Annotated in this window: 12 protein-coding genes and 1 other annotated feature (1 of these 13 cut by a window edge); of the genes, 4 read left to right on the top strand and 8 right to left on the bottom strand. The window is 54.0% G+C overall.

Translation table 11 applies throughout. The features are described 5' to 3' along the window. Positions 1-9 precede the first annotated feature (9 nt). Positions 10-1,017, bottom strand: coding sequence for a signal peptide peptidase SppA (gene sppA, locus NSQ51_RS12825; RefSeq protein ID WP_033014486.1), 1,008 nt, complete (start codon positions 1,015-1,017; stop codon positions 10-12). 110 nt (positions 1,018-1,127) lie between these two features. On the opposite strand from sppA, the gene NSQ51_RS12830 reads away from it, so the two are divergent. Further along, entirely contained in the window at positions 1,128-1,931 is an 804-nt protein-coding gene (locus tag NSQ51_RS12830) for an NAD kinase (protein WP_033014487.1), read from the top strand. 163 nt (positions 1,932-2,094) lie between these two features. Here the strand turns inward: NSQ51_RS12830 and NSQ51_RS12835 are convergent, their stop codons facing one another. The 5 genes from NSQ51_RS12835 to ezrA form a co-directional block, all read right to left on the bottom strand. Further along, the gene (locus tag NSQ51_RS12835) at positions 2,095-3,687 is read right to left on the bottom strand and encodes an acyl--CoA ligase (protein ID WP_049625009.1); all 1,593 of its coding nucleotides are present in this window, start codon (positions 3,685-3,687) and stop codon (positions 2,095-2,097) included. A 137-nt stretch (positions 3,688-3,824) separates the two neighbouring features. Beyond that, positions 3,825-4,025, bottom strand: a complete 201-nt coding sequence (locus tag NSQ51_RS12840) for an alpha/beta-type small acid-soluble spore protein (protein WP_033014490.1) — start codon at positions 4,023-4,025, stop codon at positions 3,825-3,827. Between the two features lie 81 nt (positions 4,026-4,106). Next, the gene (thiI, locus tag NSQ51_RS12845) at positions 4,107-5,312 is read right to left on the bottom strand and encodes a tRNA uracil 4-sulfurtransferase ThiI (protein WP_033014580.1); all 1,206 of its coding nucleotides are present in this window, start codon (positions 5,310-5,312) and stop codon (positions 4,107-4,109) included. Positions 5,313-5,316: 4 nt separating this feature from the next. Continuing rightward, complete coding sequence (locus NSQ51_RS12850; RefSeq protein ID WP_033014582.1) at positions 5,317-6,462, bottom strand: cysteine desulfurase family protein; 1,146 nt, start codon at positions 6,460-6,462, stop codon at positions 5,317-5,319. Positions 6,463-6,840: 378 nt separating this feature from the next. Continuing rightward, positions 6,841-8,544 (bottom strand): septation ring formation regulator EzrA, encoded by a 1,704-nt coding sequence (ezrA, locus tag NSQ51_RS12855; RefSeq protein WP_033014492.1) that lies wholly within the window; start codon positions 8,542-8,544, stop codon positions 6,841-6,843. A gap of 192 nt (positions 8,545-8,736) precedes the next feature. Between ezrA and hisJ the strand changes: the two genes are divergently transcribed. After that, positions 8,737-9,561 (top strand): histidinol-phosphatase HisJ, encoded by an 825-nt coding sequence (gene hisJ / locus NSQ51_RS12860; protein ID WP_049625010.1) that lies wholly within the window; start codon positions 8,737-8,739, stop codon positions 9,559-9,561. Positions 9,562-9,653: 92 nt separating this feature from the next. Next, complete coding sequence (locus NSQ51_RS12865; protein WP_011232274.1) at positions 9,654-10,130, top strand: GAF domain-containing protein; 477 nt, start codon at positions 9,654-9,656, stop codon at positions 10,128-10,130. Positions 10,131-10,185: 55 nt separating this feature from the next. Here the strand turns inward: NSQ51_RS12865 and NSQ51_RS12870 are convergent, their stop codons facing one another. Continuing rightward, positions 10,186-12,021, bottom strand: coding sequence for a diguanylate cyclase (locus NSQ51_RS12870; protein WP_049625031.1), 1,836 nt, complete (start codon positions 12,019-12,021; stop codon positions 10,186-10,188). 332 nt (positions 12,022-12,353) lie between these two features. On the opposite strand from NSQ51_RS12870, the gene rpsD reads away from it, so the two are divergent. Then, complete coding sequence (gene rpsD, locus NSQ51_RS12875) at positions 12,354-12,956, top strand: 30S ribosomal protein S4 (RefSeq protein ID WP_033014494.1); 603 nt, start codon at positions 12,354-12,356, stop codon at positions 12,954-12,956. Between the two features lie 46 nt (positions 12,957-13,002). On the opposite strand, the gene tyrS is transcribed toward rpsD, so the two are convergent. Then, entirely contained in the window at positions 13,003-14,262 is a 1,260-nt protein-coding gene (tyrS, locus tag NSQ51_RS12880) for a tyrosine--tRNA ligase (protein ID WP_033014498.1), read from the bottom strand. Positions 14,263-14,312: 50 nt separating this feature from the next. Then, positions 14,313-14,471: a binding site (T-box leader), on the bottom strand (it continues 66 nt past the right edge of the window).

The raw sequence follows: 14,471 nt of genomic DNA on the forward strand, positions 1-14,471 counted from the left end.
TGATCCCCCCTATTCGGCGTACAAGTACATAAGCCGCGGCGAGGATGGGCGCGACAACAGGCGGATGAGCCCGGCCGCCTCGCTGTCCGGCTTTATCTGGTTCGACACCATCTCAAAGAGAGAGCTCCACGGCGCATCGTTCACGTATTTTACGACTTGAGCGCCGGTTAAATGATGCTCTTTTTTGAGCGCAGCGATCACGTCATCCAAGTAGCCGAACTCGTCGACAAGGTGGAGCGCCTTCGCCTGTCGCCCGTCATAAATGCGGCCGTCCGCCAGCTTGCGCACCGTGTCTTCCGGCAGCTTTCTCCCTTTGGCTACCACATCCACAAACGCATCATACGAATCATTGATCAGCCGCTGCAAAATCTCCCGTTCCGCTTCGGTCATTTTGCGCGCCGGATTCATGATGTCTTTGTACGGCCCGCTTTTGATCGTGACAAGCTCCACGCCGTACTTCTTTGCCAGCCCTTCATAGTTGACGCTTTGCATGATGACGCCGATGGAGCCGGTGATCGTCTCCGGGCTGGCGAAAATTTTATCGCCGGCCGCTGCGATATAGTAACCGCCCGAGGCGGCCATGGTCCCCATCGATACATAAATCGGCTTGTTCGTCTTCTTTTTCAGCTTCATCAGCTGATCGTAAATTTCCGCGCTTTCCGCGACACCGCCGCCCGGCGAATTAATGCGCAAGATAATCGCTTTGACGTCTTGATCCTCTTTCGCCTGTTTGATCATTTGCAAAAACGTTTGGTGATTGTACTGTGATGAGGAAAGAAACAACTCCGCTTCCCCCGCATCTTGAATCACTCCGTTCACTTCCAACACTGCGATTTTTTTCAACGGGTCGCCCTCGGCGATGACTTCTTCGCTAAATGGCGACTCCATGAGCGCCAGCCACCTTTCCGACCAGCCGCCCGCCTTGTCGGACAAAAGAACGCCAACCGCCTGAACAAGCACGGAGATCACAAACAAGGCGGCGGCGATGGCCAACGCCGTCCATCGTTTTCGATTCATCATCTTCCCCCCTTTGCATCGGCTGCCATATTTTTAGAATCGTGGCAAACGTGGTACAATATTCATTGTACATCGGTTCAAGATTCGACGCTACTAGGAGGATGCAAAATATGGATACCGAACGCAACCGCCTTTATTTTTTTTATAAGCGCGACGATGAACTCGTCCGGCGAGTGAAGCCGCTCATCGAACGGGCTGAGCGCGGGCCGTTTGTCGTTGTCGACGACTATCGGGAAGCGAACATCATTGTCAGCATCGGCGACGACGGCGCGTTTTTGCAGGCGGTCCGGCAGACGGGATTTCTTCCTGACCGTTTGTACGTCGGCGTGTCCGTCTTGCCGGCGCGCGGGTTTTACTGCGATTTCCATATTGACGACATCGATCATATGGTGGAAGCGGCGAAAAATTGGAAACTCGAAGTGCGGCGCTACCCAATCATCGAAGTGACGATCGACGGCGCGGCTTCGTTTTTCTGCTTAAACGAATGTTCGATCCGCTCGCAAATCATTAAAACGATGGCGGTCGACGTGTTCATCGACGATTTGCATTTTGAGACGTTCCGCGGCGACGGCATTATCGTCTCGACGCCGACCGGCAGCACCGGCTACAATAAATCGGTGCACGGAGCGGTCGTCGATCCGCTCTTGCCGTGCTTTCAAGTGAGCGAACTCGCCTCGCTCAACAGCAACCGCTATCGGACGCTCGGCTCGCCGTTCATTTTGAGCGGCTCGCGGACGTTGACGCTGAAAATGTTGGAAGAAACAAGCCATTTTCCGATCATCGGCCTCGACAATGAAGCGCTCAGCATCCAGCATATTGAGCGGATTGACATTCGTTTAAGCGACCGGGTGGTCAAAACGGTGCGCCTAAAAGACAATTCGTTCTGGGATAAAGTGAAACGCGTCTTTTTGTGAAGCGTGTGTCTGTTCTCCCGGCGAAACACCGGATCTAAAATGGCGAATCCGTTCGACGCGCATGCGGCAAGAGGGTGTCTCGCAACGAGACACCCTCTTGTTTGGTCGCCGCGCGGACATCGCTCCGCTTCTGGCAACGGCCAGCTCAACCGGCTCTTTCTACTTACGACGACCGGCCGACAAGGCGGGCTTCCCGCTCGCGCAGCTCGACGCGGCGGATTTTTCTGGACGCCGTTTTCGGCAAATCGTCGACAAACTCGATTTTGCGCGGGTATTTGTACGGCGCCGTCAACTGTTTCACATGTTCTTGCAGGGCCGGAATCAGAGACGAATCGTCTTTGTCGACCCCGTCGCGCAGCACGACAAACGCTTTGACAACATGGCCGCGCACTTCATCTGGACTGGCGACAACGGCGCACTCTTTTACGGCTGGGTGCTTGACAAGCGCGTCTTCGACTTCAAACGGGCCGATCGTATAACCGGCGCTGATGATGATGTCATCCCCGCGGCCTTCAAACCAGAAATAGCCGTCTTCGTCTTTGCGCGCTTTGTCTCCCGTAATGTAGTAGTCGCCGCGGAACTGCATCGCTGTCCGCTCCAGATCTTTGTAATAATACTTAAACAGCGCCGGCGTCTCGATATGGACGGCGATGTCGCCGACTTGTCCGGGCGGGCACGGCTCGCCGTTTTCATCGATAATTTCGACGCGGTTGCCTGGCGTCGGTTTCCCCATCGAACCCGGCTTGATGGGCATTCCTTTCATGACGCCGACCAGCAGCGTGTTTTCTGTCTGGCCGTAGCCGTCTCGCACTTCGACGCCGAAATGCTTGGCAAACGTGTCGATCACTTCGCGGTTGAGCGGCTCTCCGGCGGACACGGCGCTGTGCAAATGAGATAGATGATAGCGGCCGATGTCCGGCACTTTCGCCATCAAACGATACTCGGTCGGCGTGCAGCACAGCACATTGATGTTGTATTTTTCCAATAGCTGTAAATATTTTTCCGGCTCAAAGCGGCCGTAATAGACAAAGCCGGTCACCCCTGAGCCGAGCACCGATAAAAACGGGCTCCAAATCCATTTTTGCCATCCCGGTCCGGCCGTCGCCCAAACGAGGTCGCCTTCTTCAATGCACAGCCAGTTTTTCGCAGCCGTGCGCAAGTGGGCGTACGCCCAACCATGGCAATGGACGACCCCTTTCGGATTGCCGGTCGTGCCGGATGTGTACGACAAAAACGCCATATCATCGCGCGAGGTATCCGCCGCCTCAAGCGTTTCGCTCTCTTTGGCCATGGCGTCTTCAAGCGGAATCCATCCGTCTCGGGGTTCCCCGATGACGAACTTCGTCAAACGTTCGATGCCGTCAATCGGCGCAAATTCGTCCGTATACGGCGCATAAGCGACAACCGCCTTCGCTTCGCTATGGACGAGCCGATATTGCAAATCCTTTGTCCGCAGCATCTCCGAGCTTGGGATGACGACAAGCCCGGCTTTGAGCGCCCCTATATACACTTCGTATGTTTCAATGAGGCGCGGCATCATGACGAGCACTTTATCGCCTTTTTCGAGCCCACGCGATAAGAAAGCGTTTCCAATCTGGTTGGCGCGCGCCATCAAGCGGCCGTATGTAATCTCTTTCGTTTCGCCTTGCTCGCTCTCCCATTTCAACGCGATCCGATCCGGGCCGGCGGCCGCATGCCGTTCCATTTCCGATGTTAAATTGTAGCGCTCGGGAGCAATCAAGTCTTCCCGCCTCATCGTTCCTCTCCCCCTCTGTCTTGTTTCGCCTTGGTCGGCATCTTTATTATACAAAATAGCCGTTCTATTTTGAATACCGTTTTTCTCATATGAAAGCGGCGGGAAATGCCCCCGCCGCGTAAGCCATCATTATGAAATTAGAATTGGCGTGCGCCGCCCAATTGTTGCTGCGCCATGGCAACGAGGCGTTTCGTGATCTCTCCGCCGACCGAACCGTTGGCGCGGGAAGTCGTGTCAGCGCCTAAGTTGACGCCAAATTCTTGGGCGATTTCGTATTTCATTTGTTCGAGCGCTTGTTGGGCACCCGGAACAAGCAATTGATTGTTGTTGCGTGCCATCTGTTTTCACCTCCTTGTACCTATAGAATGTGTGAAAACAGATGGCGATATGCAGCGATGCTTTTTGGTAAATTTTGAAATTCAAAACAGCTCGGCAAACTCATCGCCCTGCCCTGTTTCTTCATCAATGACGAGCGTTTCTGTGTCATTGACTGCCTTTTCCAGAAGCGGAGCGAGGTCGAGCTGGCTCTCATAATGGAACACTTTTTCTTTTTTTGGCTTCGTTTTCGGCGCTCTTGGCGTAAAAATGGTGCAACAGTCTTCATACGGAAGAATGGAAATATCATGTGTGCCGATTTGCTTCGCCAGCTCGATAATTTCAAGTTTATCCATCGAAACAAGCGGGCGCAAAATCGGGGTATTGGTCACCTCATTGATCACGTACATGCTTTCTAGCGTCTGGCTCGCGACTTGGCCGAGGCTTTCGCCTGTGACAATCGCCAACGCCCGCTGGCGGCGGCGCAGCGCGTCGGTGATCCTAAGCATCGCCCGCCGAGTGGAAATGAGCGAGTACTCGTTCGGAACTCCTTGATAAATGGCTTGCTGCACTTCCGTAAACGGCACGATGTGAAGCTTGATTCTCCCGCCGTATGTCGTCAACTTGCGCACGAGGTCAATCACTTTTTGCTTCGCCCGTTCGCTTGTAAACGGCGGGCTGAAAAAGTGGACGGCCTCGATTTCCAAACCGCGCTTCATCGCCAAATAACCAGCAACCGGGCTGTCGATGCCGCCGGAGAGCATGAGCATCGCCTTGCCGCTCGTTCCGACCGGCAGGCCGCCGGCGCCGAAAATGTCGCGGCACGTGACATATGTCCCGTCTTGGCGCACTTCAATGCGCACGTCAATATCCGGCTCGCGCACGTTGACCCTAAGCCCGTCCGTCTGCCGCAAAATATGCGCCCCCACCTCGTAGTTCAGCTCGTCGCTTCGATACGGAAACTGCTTATCGACGCGGCGGGCGCTCACTTTAAACGTTTTTCCTTTGTATGGGAGCTGGCGGACGGCGGCGAGCGCCGTATCCTTAATGGCGTCCAGATCGTTTTCGCACTTCATCGCCAGGCTGAACGAATGAATGCCAAAAACGGTTTTCAGCTTTTCGATAATCGGTTCATGCGGCTCGCCGTTTAATAAAATGTACATTCGGTCACGCATATATTCAATCTGAATCCGCTCGAACGCCTGCAGTTTGCGGGCAATGTTGTTTTTAAGACGCCGGACGAAGATGTTCCGATTTTTTCCTTTCGTCGTCATTTCTCCGTAGCGGATCAAAATGCGGTCATAGTTCATCATCTTATTCCGTTACCTCGCTTAATGTTTTGATCGCCTGCTTGATGGCTGCCACCGCCGGCGCGATTTCTTCCCGGCTGTTGTCAAACGACAAGCTGATGCGAATGCCGCGCTCGGCTCGGTCTTCACCAAGCCCCATGGCCAAAAGCGTCTTGCTCGGCGCCTTTTTTTTCGATGAACAGGCTGACGTCGTCGAAACGTATATTCCTCTTTTTTCCAGTTCGTGAACAAACACTTCCGGCTTCACGCCGCGCTTTAACGAAAAGTTGATGATATGAGGAGCGGCGCCATCGCGCGGCGTGTTGATCTCGATGTCTGGAATCGCCAAGAGCGCTTCAAGCCACTCGTCTTTCAATGCTTGAAGCCGGCCGATGTCCCGCTCGTAGCGCTCGAGCGCCAAGCGAAGCGCCTTCGCCATCGCGACGATGGCGGCGACATTTTCCGTTCCGGACCGAAGCTGCCGCTCCTGCCCGCCGCCGGCAATCAACGGCGCCAAGCGGACGCCTTCACGGACATAAAGCAAGCCGGCGCCGCGCAATCCGTGAAATTTATGCGCCGATATCGTGCATAAATCGACACCGGCTTGCTTCAAGTCGAGCGGCACTTTGCTGATCCCTTGCACCCGATCGACGTGAAACAATGTTTTCGGATAGCGGGACAAGAGGGCGCCGATTTCTTCGATCGGCTGCACCGTGCCAACTTCGTTATTGACGTGCATGACCGACACGAGAATCGTATCGTCGCGCAGCGCGCGTTCCACTTGCTCAACCGATACCCTTCCTTCGCGGTCGACCGGCAAGTACGTCACCTCAAAACCAAGCTCCTCAAGCTGGCGGCACGGTTCAGCGACAGACGGATGCTCGATTTTCGTCGTAATGATATGCCGGCCGCGCCGCTGATATTGCCAGGCGACCCCTTTGATGGCGAAATTGTTCGCCTCCGTTCCGCCGGAGGTAAAAACGATTTCGTTCGGCTTAACGCGCAGCATGGCGGCGATTTGTTCACGCGCCTGCGCCAAAAGCCGCTCCGCCTTCATGCCCAGCCCATGGAGCGACGACGGATTGGCAAAATAGTTCGTTGCGACGGCGACGAACGAATCGATCACCTCGGGAAATGGTTTGGTCGTCGCACTGTTGTCAAGATAAATCATCGCTTCCATCCTCCGCTCATTGTCGGCAAAATATCGCTGTACATCGTCCATCTTAACCAAAACAGGCGCCAATCGACAACGAAAACACACCGTCATTTACATTATTCACCAAAAACCCATTGAACAATCTTCCACCTGCGCGAAGAGGTGGGAGATTCTTGGGAACACCCGCCCCACGGCAGGCTGTCAGCCAAGCCATCCCCGTGCGTCCCACGGTTTGGCTGCCTTACGAAGACAGCAAACGAAGCCCCTCATTCAAGATATTCCGGGCGGCGTTCTTGTTTGAGGGAAGAGGCAGAAAAGCTTGTGTTCAGCCATATGATTCTGTGTTTTTTAGGTAAAATAATGGATAATCAATACTCGTGATCGGGTGGTTTATCACTGTTCGCGGCTGTTATCCTCCTGCCATAATTTCTGCACACGGTCAAACGCGCCCGGCTCGACTTCTTCAACGGCCGCCACCGCCTGCCGGAGCGCCTCCTCATAATCATAATGGCGAAATAAAAATTCGGCTTCTTCCAGCCCTTTGCGGACCGCTGGATAGCGGCGGCGGTAGCGGTTGCCGTATTGAATCGTCCGCTCCGCCAGCGTCGCCTGTTCGATCATTTCCACCGTCCGCTCATACAACCGTTCCACAGCCGCTTTCGCCTCCTCCAACGCTTGGTCGACCGCCGGCATGTCAAGCGGCTTTTCTTCAAGACGCGCGGCAACGGCTTGCAAGCTGCGTCTCGCTTCCGCCAATTCAAGCGCATACGGTTCAGGCAGCCCCGGCAGCCGGCTTTTTTGCACAAGGCGGAGCGCCTCGGCCAATGTTTTTCTCATGCCGTCAAGCTTTTCGCGGGCGATCAATTCGTCTTTGCGCAGCGTCTGCAGCATCGTTCGAAACTGTTCATGCTCTTCCTTCATGAGGTCGATCTGAGACACAAGCTGCTCAAGCTCCTCTTTCAGGAGCGAATACGCTGTTTTCGCCTCGGCAACGCGGTCTTGAATGAGAAAAAACCGCTTTTGCAACTGGTGCAGCTGCTTTTCGATGCTCCGGTACTTTTCGAGGTCGCTTGGCGCCAAATGGTAGCTTTGCTGGACGAACAGCGCCTCGGCCTCGGTTTCCTTCGCCTCGGCGGCGAGCTCCTGAAGCATGCCGCTGAGGCGCGGCATTTCCGTTTGCACATATTGATGCGCGAGCACTTCGTTTTCGAGCAAATCGTAGAGCGCGTCGATCTCTTCTTTCAGCTCAGCGACAATCTGCTTCGCTTCTTCGATGCGCAGCTCATGGATCATGGCCAGACATTGCTCGATTTTTTCCCGTTTTTCCTGAAGCGTGCGCTCCATGTGCAAATGGTCAAGGATGTATCCGCGCTCTTCCATCTCTCGATAGCCATCAGCCAACTCAGCGAGCTGAGCTGGCAACGACGTTTGGCATTCGCCAAGAAGTTTAGGAATATCTTCCATCATGGCTGTGAGCCGGCCGAGCTCTTCCTTCAGTGTCAGAACCACATCGCGCGCCGCCAAATAGTTGCCGGCTTCCGTCAATTCGGCAAACCGCTGAAACTGCTTTTCCGCTTCCGTTAAACGGACGTCAAGCAAGTCGGCAGCCGAACCGAACGTATAACGGTAAGCAAGCAGCGTCTTTTTCGCTTCCCGGTGAGCCGCACGCAGCTCCTCGATCTCCGCCCGGCTTTGTTCCTCGCTGCCGATCAACTCATTCACTTCATGAATGATTTCATGCACTTCTTCCTCAAGACGACGCAATCCGTCGGCGATCTGCCCAAGCAGCCGGCGCGCCTGCCGGTAGCGGTATTTGTCGAGCAGCCGCTCCGCGTCAAACAGCTGTTCTTCCACATTCGGCAGCTTCACTGCCACAATGTCGTCCCATTGCTGGCGCCATCGTTCAAACAGCTGCTCCGTCTCCCCTGTCATATTCAGCTGTTTCACTTTCGCCAGCTCATCCGGTACCGGCCGGTTCATCAAGTTGATTTTCCATTCCTCGAGCCGATCGATTTCCCGGTACATCCGCTTTCGGTACACATGATTATATATGATTGCCCCCGATCCGAGGAGCAGAACGATCCATGCCATTCCCATCCGCTGATGCCCTCCTTGCATTCAAGCTACTTCTATCGAACAAACGAAAATAGCGGGGAAGACAAAAATATATGTTTTTCAATGTTTTTATGATACCATGTTAACGACATTTTTTGACCAAAATTTTTATTTTTTTTACAAGAATCTTCACTATTTTTTCTATGATACATGAAGAAAGGAGGAAAATCGATCATGCGCGACGGGCATATTCATACGCCGTTTTGTCCGCACGGAAGCCGAGATCCGCTTGAGGCCTATGTAGAGCGCGCGATCGAACTGGGCTATACCGACATTTCCTTTACGGAGCATGCCCCGCTTCCTGAGCGGTTTATCGATCCAACGCCCAACCAGGACTGTTCGATGAAGCTTAGCCAGCTTGAGCGCTATTTGCACGCCGTCGCTGAGGTGAAAGCCCGCTACCGAAACGACATTGCCATCCGTGTCGGGCTCGAAGTCGATTTTATTCCTGGCTTTGAGGAAGAAACAACCCGCCTGCTCGACGAGGTCGGCCCGCTGCTTGACGACAGCATTTTATCGGTTCACTTTTTGGCCTACGAAGGGCAATATGTATGCCTTGATTACAGCGAAGATATGTTCGCCGACATCGTCCGCTTGTTCGGATCGGTCGAACGCGTCCACCGCGCCTACTACGAAACAGTGCTGCAATCGATCCGCACGGAGCTTGGCCGCTACAAACCGAGACGTATCGGCCATATGACGCTTGTGCGCAAGTTCCAACGCCGTTTCCCATGCTTGGAACCAATGGATGAGTGGATTGTTTCCATTCTCGATGACATCAAGCAGTTCGGCTATGAATTGGACTACAACGGCGCCGGCGCCGCCAAACCACTCTGCCTTGAGCCGTATCCGCCGGGCGGCGTGATCGCCGAGGCGCGGCGGCGGGGCATCCCAATCGTCTACGGATCCGACGCCCATCGCGCCGCCGACTTGCACCAAGGACGGGAGAGGATGGACCGCGAGGCGCTTTCGGTTGACAACCGCCCGCAGCCGTCATAAAATAGGCGAATCAGCCATTTCCCTGCTTGCATCCTGCTGGATGTTGAGGCCAGAGTCCTGCTCCAACCATGATGAAAAAGGAGGCTAGTTCTATGTTTCGTCCCATGGCTTACAACGGAACACGCGAAGAAAATTACGCGCTCGTCATCGAACAGCTGAAATCGCTCATTTCCGGGGAACCCAACTTCATCGCCAACTTGGCGAACGCAGCCGCCTTGCTCAACCAGTTTTTCACCGACATCAATTGGGTCGGTTTTTACCTCGCAGACGGCGAGGAGCTTGTGCTTGGCCCGTTCCAAGGCTTGCCGGCATGCGTGCGCATTCCGTTCGGCAAAGGAGTGTGCGGCACGGCGGCCGCCAAACGGCGGACGGTGGTCGTTCCAGACGTTCACCAATTCCCGGGCCATATCGCCTGCGATGCGGCGTCTCAATCGGAAATCGTCGTGCCACTCATCAAAGACGACCGCGTCATCGGCGTTCTTGACATCGACAGCCCGGTGAAAAACCGCTTCGATGACATCGACCGCCGCTACTTGGAGCAGTTTGCCAGCGTGCTCATTTCCGCCTGACGAAAAAAGCGCACCAAGCGCGAAGAAGGAATCCGCTTGCTCGGATTCCTTTTTTTTACACCTTATACAAATGACCGTCATCGTGCACAAAAATGCAGTTTTTTCCTGTCTCTTTTGCCATATAAAGCGCGGCGTCGGCTCGTTTGAACAGCTGTTTTGCATCCTCGCAGCCTTGGCGCTCCCACCATGACACACCGCACGAAACGGTCACCGTCGGAATCGTTTGTTCTCTGACTTTTTCTGTGATGCGGCGGGCAATCGAAATGGCGTCAGACAGCGGCACTTTCGGCAAATACACCGCCAGCTCTTCCCCGCCCCAACGCGCCGCCACATCGCCATCGCGAATGTTGGCGCACACCGTCTCAGCCACTTGGACGAGCACCCTATCGCCCGTTTGATGGCCGTACACATCGTTGATTTGCTTAAAGTTGTCAATGTCAAACAAAATGAGCGCCCCGGATGCATCGGATCCCATGGATGTTTGGATCACCTCGTCCAAGTAACGGCGCGTATGCAGCTTTGTCAAATAATCAGTGACTACTATCTTCTCGAGCTCTTCGCGCAGCATCGCGTTCATAAACGCCAGCGTTGAATGTTGAACGAGGGATTCCAAGAGCTTAAACATCTCAAACGTAAATCGGTATGGCTCGCTGGCGAGCGCAATGCACAGTCCCTTCGTTTCCTTGTTTTGCTGCATCGGCGCCGCCATGATGGAACGAAACGAACCGAAAGCGGACACGCATACATCACCGGCAAATAAAATGTCATTTCCGCTTTGGCGCCGCTTTTCCACCCATTCGATATAGGGCTCGGACCGATGGTCGAAAAAAAACGGCGTACTGCCTGGCAAAAGCTCCCGCTTGCCGTCGGCAAACAAGAAAAAACCGACTTCATCCGCGCCGAACGATTGTTGGATTTGCGATACCATGTACTCAATGGCTTCATGAAGCCGCGGCCGGGCGTTCAATTGGCGCATTGTGTCGTTGATCAGCTGCAAATCGGCGACAAGCCGGCGCGACTGTTCATACAACTTGGCGTTCTCAAGCGCACTTCCAGCCGTGCTCGCCAGCAGCGAAATAAAATGAATCTCTCGTTTTGGAAATGGCGCAGCGTATGGGGCGATCATTTCAATCACCCCATACACCGCCTGCACCCCTTTAATCGGGGCGTACAGCACCGAGCGCGGCGGCGTCTCCATCTCCTCGCATTGCACTTGTCCAGTCAAAAACGCCCGCAACGCCGCCGTCTGTTTTTCCCTTTCATCCAATACAAGCGTTTTAATCGGCAAATTTCCGCGCAGATGGTTGTCATGCGACAACAGAAGGTGGTAGGTGAATGATGGATAGACGTTTTGCAGCGTGCGGATAATTTCTTCAAGCACAACATCGATATGCATCGAGGAATGAATTTTTGCGGCAAAGTGATGCAGCTGTCCATACCGTTTCTCTTCGCCCTCTCCTTGCAGCACCGCGCTAAGTTTCCGAAACAATCGCGCCAAATCCGTCCGGATCTCCCACAACAACCGCTCGTCAAAACCGCCATCTTTTCGATACACGAGCTCGACCATCGCCGGTGTCTCATCGGAAAGCATGAAAAAGAGCCGGGCCGCCATATGCGGCCCACCGGCATCGACAACAGCGACTTTCCGCTCTCCATCAGCCGCGATCGGCCTAGCGTCCGGCGTCCCAACCGCGGCCGCTTCCGGATAAAAGGCAGCCCGCACCGGGTCGTACAAATAAAAAACGGCTTGCTCGAGCGCCAGCTCTTCTTTTAGCAGCGCGAGCAACTCGCCCGCCGCCGCCGAAAACGGCCTATCGTCCTGAAACGCTAAAAACCAGTGGAAAAATTTTTGTTTAAATGATTCATACCGCTTCATTTCTTCCTTGTTCATCGCCTTTTCCACCCAAACCGGCATCATCATTCCAAATAAGAGAATGGGATGACAATTTTTCTAAAAATTGCATTTTTTATTATATCATACAAATAGAGAAGAAGGGAAACAAAATGTTGACTTTATCCTCTAAAAATCATATAATAGCCTTTGTGTAAAATATAGCAGCCTTTGTGCCCACTTTTATGGTTCATTTTGTTCCTCGACCCGCCGAGGTGCATCGTGTAACTCTTAGCTGCGAGAGCGAGGATGCATGAAAACAAAATGGCCATAATTGTTGGCGCACATCTGCTTTTATTTTACGGGAATAAAAGCGTAAGGAGGAGCAACGAATGGCTCGTTATACTGGCCCAATGTGGAAAATTTCCCGCCGCCTTGGCATCTCGTTGAGCGGCACGGGGAAAGAATTGCAAAAACGTCCGTATCCGCCTGGCCAACACGGTCCGGGGCAACGGCGGAAATTGTCGGAATATGGCTTGCAGCTGCAAGAAAAACAAAAGCTGCGCCATATGTACGGCGTGAACGAACGCCAATTCCGCAAAACGTTTGAAGAAGCAGGCAAAATGCCGGGCAAACACGGCGAAAACTTCATGATTTTGTTAGAATCGCGCCTAGACAACCTCGTCTATCGCTTAGGGTTGGCCCGCACGCGCCGTCAAGCCCGCCAGCTCGTGACGCACGGCCACATTTTGGTCGACGGCAGCCGCGTCAACATCCCGTCGTACCGCGTCAAACCGGGACAAACGATCGCCGTTCGCGAAAAATCGCGCAACTTGCAAGTGATTAAAGAAGCGCTCGAAGCGAACAACTACATTCCAGATTACTTGTCGTTTGATCCGGAAAAAATGGAAGGGACGTACACCCGCTTGCCGGAGCGTTCCGAACTGCCGGCGGAAATCAACGAAGCGCTCATCGTCGAGTTCTACTCGCGTTAAGGCGCAAAAAAGATCCGAAATGCATCAGCATTTCGGATCTTTTTTCTTAGGCGTAGCGAATCAAATAATACTTTTTCTTCCCGCGGCGGATGACCGTAAACCGCCCCTCAAGGCGGTGTTCAGCCGTTAATATGGCTCCGACGTCTTGAAGGCGCTCGCCGTTGACGTAAATGGCGCCGTTTTGGATGTCTTCGCGCGCTTGTCGCTTCGATGGCGAAATGCCGGCAGAAACGAGCAGCTCGACAAGCGGAACGTCGCCTCCTTCATGAACGAATGACGGTACATCTTTGAACCCTTGCTCAATTTCCGCCGCTGTCAAATTGGCAATGTCGCCGCTAAAGAGCGCTTCAGAAATGCGAATCGCTTGCCTGAGCGCCTCTTCGCCGTGCACGAGCTTTGTCACTTCCTCAGCAAGCGTCTTTTGGGCCGCCCGCTTCTCTGGGGCCTCACGAAGCTCTTGTTCAAGCGCTTCGATTTCCTCTTTCGACAGGAACGTAAAATACTTCAAGTAACGGATCACATCGCGGTCATCGGTGTTGATCCAAAACTGGTAAAACTCGTACGGCGACGTTTTCTCTTTGTCGAGCCAAATCGTGCCGCTTTCCGTTTTCCCGAATTTCGTGCCGTCCGCTTTCGTCACAAGCGGGATCGTCAAGCCAAACGCCCGCGCCTCGCCTTTCGTTTTGCGAATAAGCTCAAGCCCTGCCGTGATGTTGCCCCATTGGTCGCTCCCGCCGATTTGCAGGCGGCATCCTTCCGTCTCGTACAGGCGGAGAAAATCGTATGCCTGCAGCATCATATAGCTGAACTCGGTAAATGAAATGCCCGTCTCGATGCGCGATTGAACCGACTCTTTCGCCATCATGTAGTTGACGCTGAAATGCTTGCCGACGTCGCGCAAAAACGTAATGACATCCAGCGGCCCGATCCAGTCGTAGTTGTTTTTGATTTTCGCCGGATTGCCGTCCGCTTCAAAATCTAAAAAGCGGCCGAGCTGTTCTTTAATACGCGCGCTCCATGCCTCGACGGTTTCTTTGGCATTGAGCGTGCGCTCGCTTTTTTTCCCGCTCGGGTCGCCGATCAACCCCGTCGCTCCGCCGACTAGAGCGATCGGCCGGTGCCCCGCCTGCTGGAAGCGGCGCATCGTCAAAATGGTGGCCAAGTGGCCGATATGCAAACTGTCCGCCGTCGGGTCAAACCCGCAGTAGAGCGTCACCCGCTCCTCATTTAACAGTTTGCGCAACCCGTCTTCATCCGTCGTTTGGTTGACGAGCCCGCGCCATTGCAATTCCGCAAGCAAATCCATGTCCTTCACCTCTTTATAAATGTCATGCAAAAGAAAACACCCGCCCGTGATGAAGGGGCGAGTGTTCGTCGCGGTACCACCCTACTTAGAAAGCATGGTGCTTTCTCACTCATTTGGATAACGGCGCCGGCCGGCGGATGGCTACTAGGTGCCAAAAACGTTCGCCATCGCTGCTCAGGGAGGTAATTCACGCCTGCCTGTGGACTGGC

The organism is Geobacillus sp. FSL K6-0789, from assembly GCF_038593135.1.
GTDB classification, from domain to species: domain Bacteria; phylum Bacillota; class Bacilli; order Bacillales; family Anoxybacillaceae; genus Geobacillus; species Geobacillus stearothermophilus.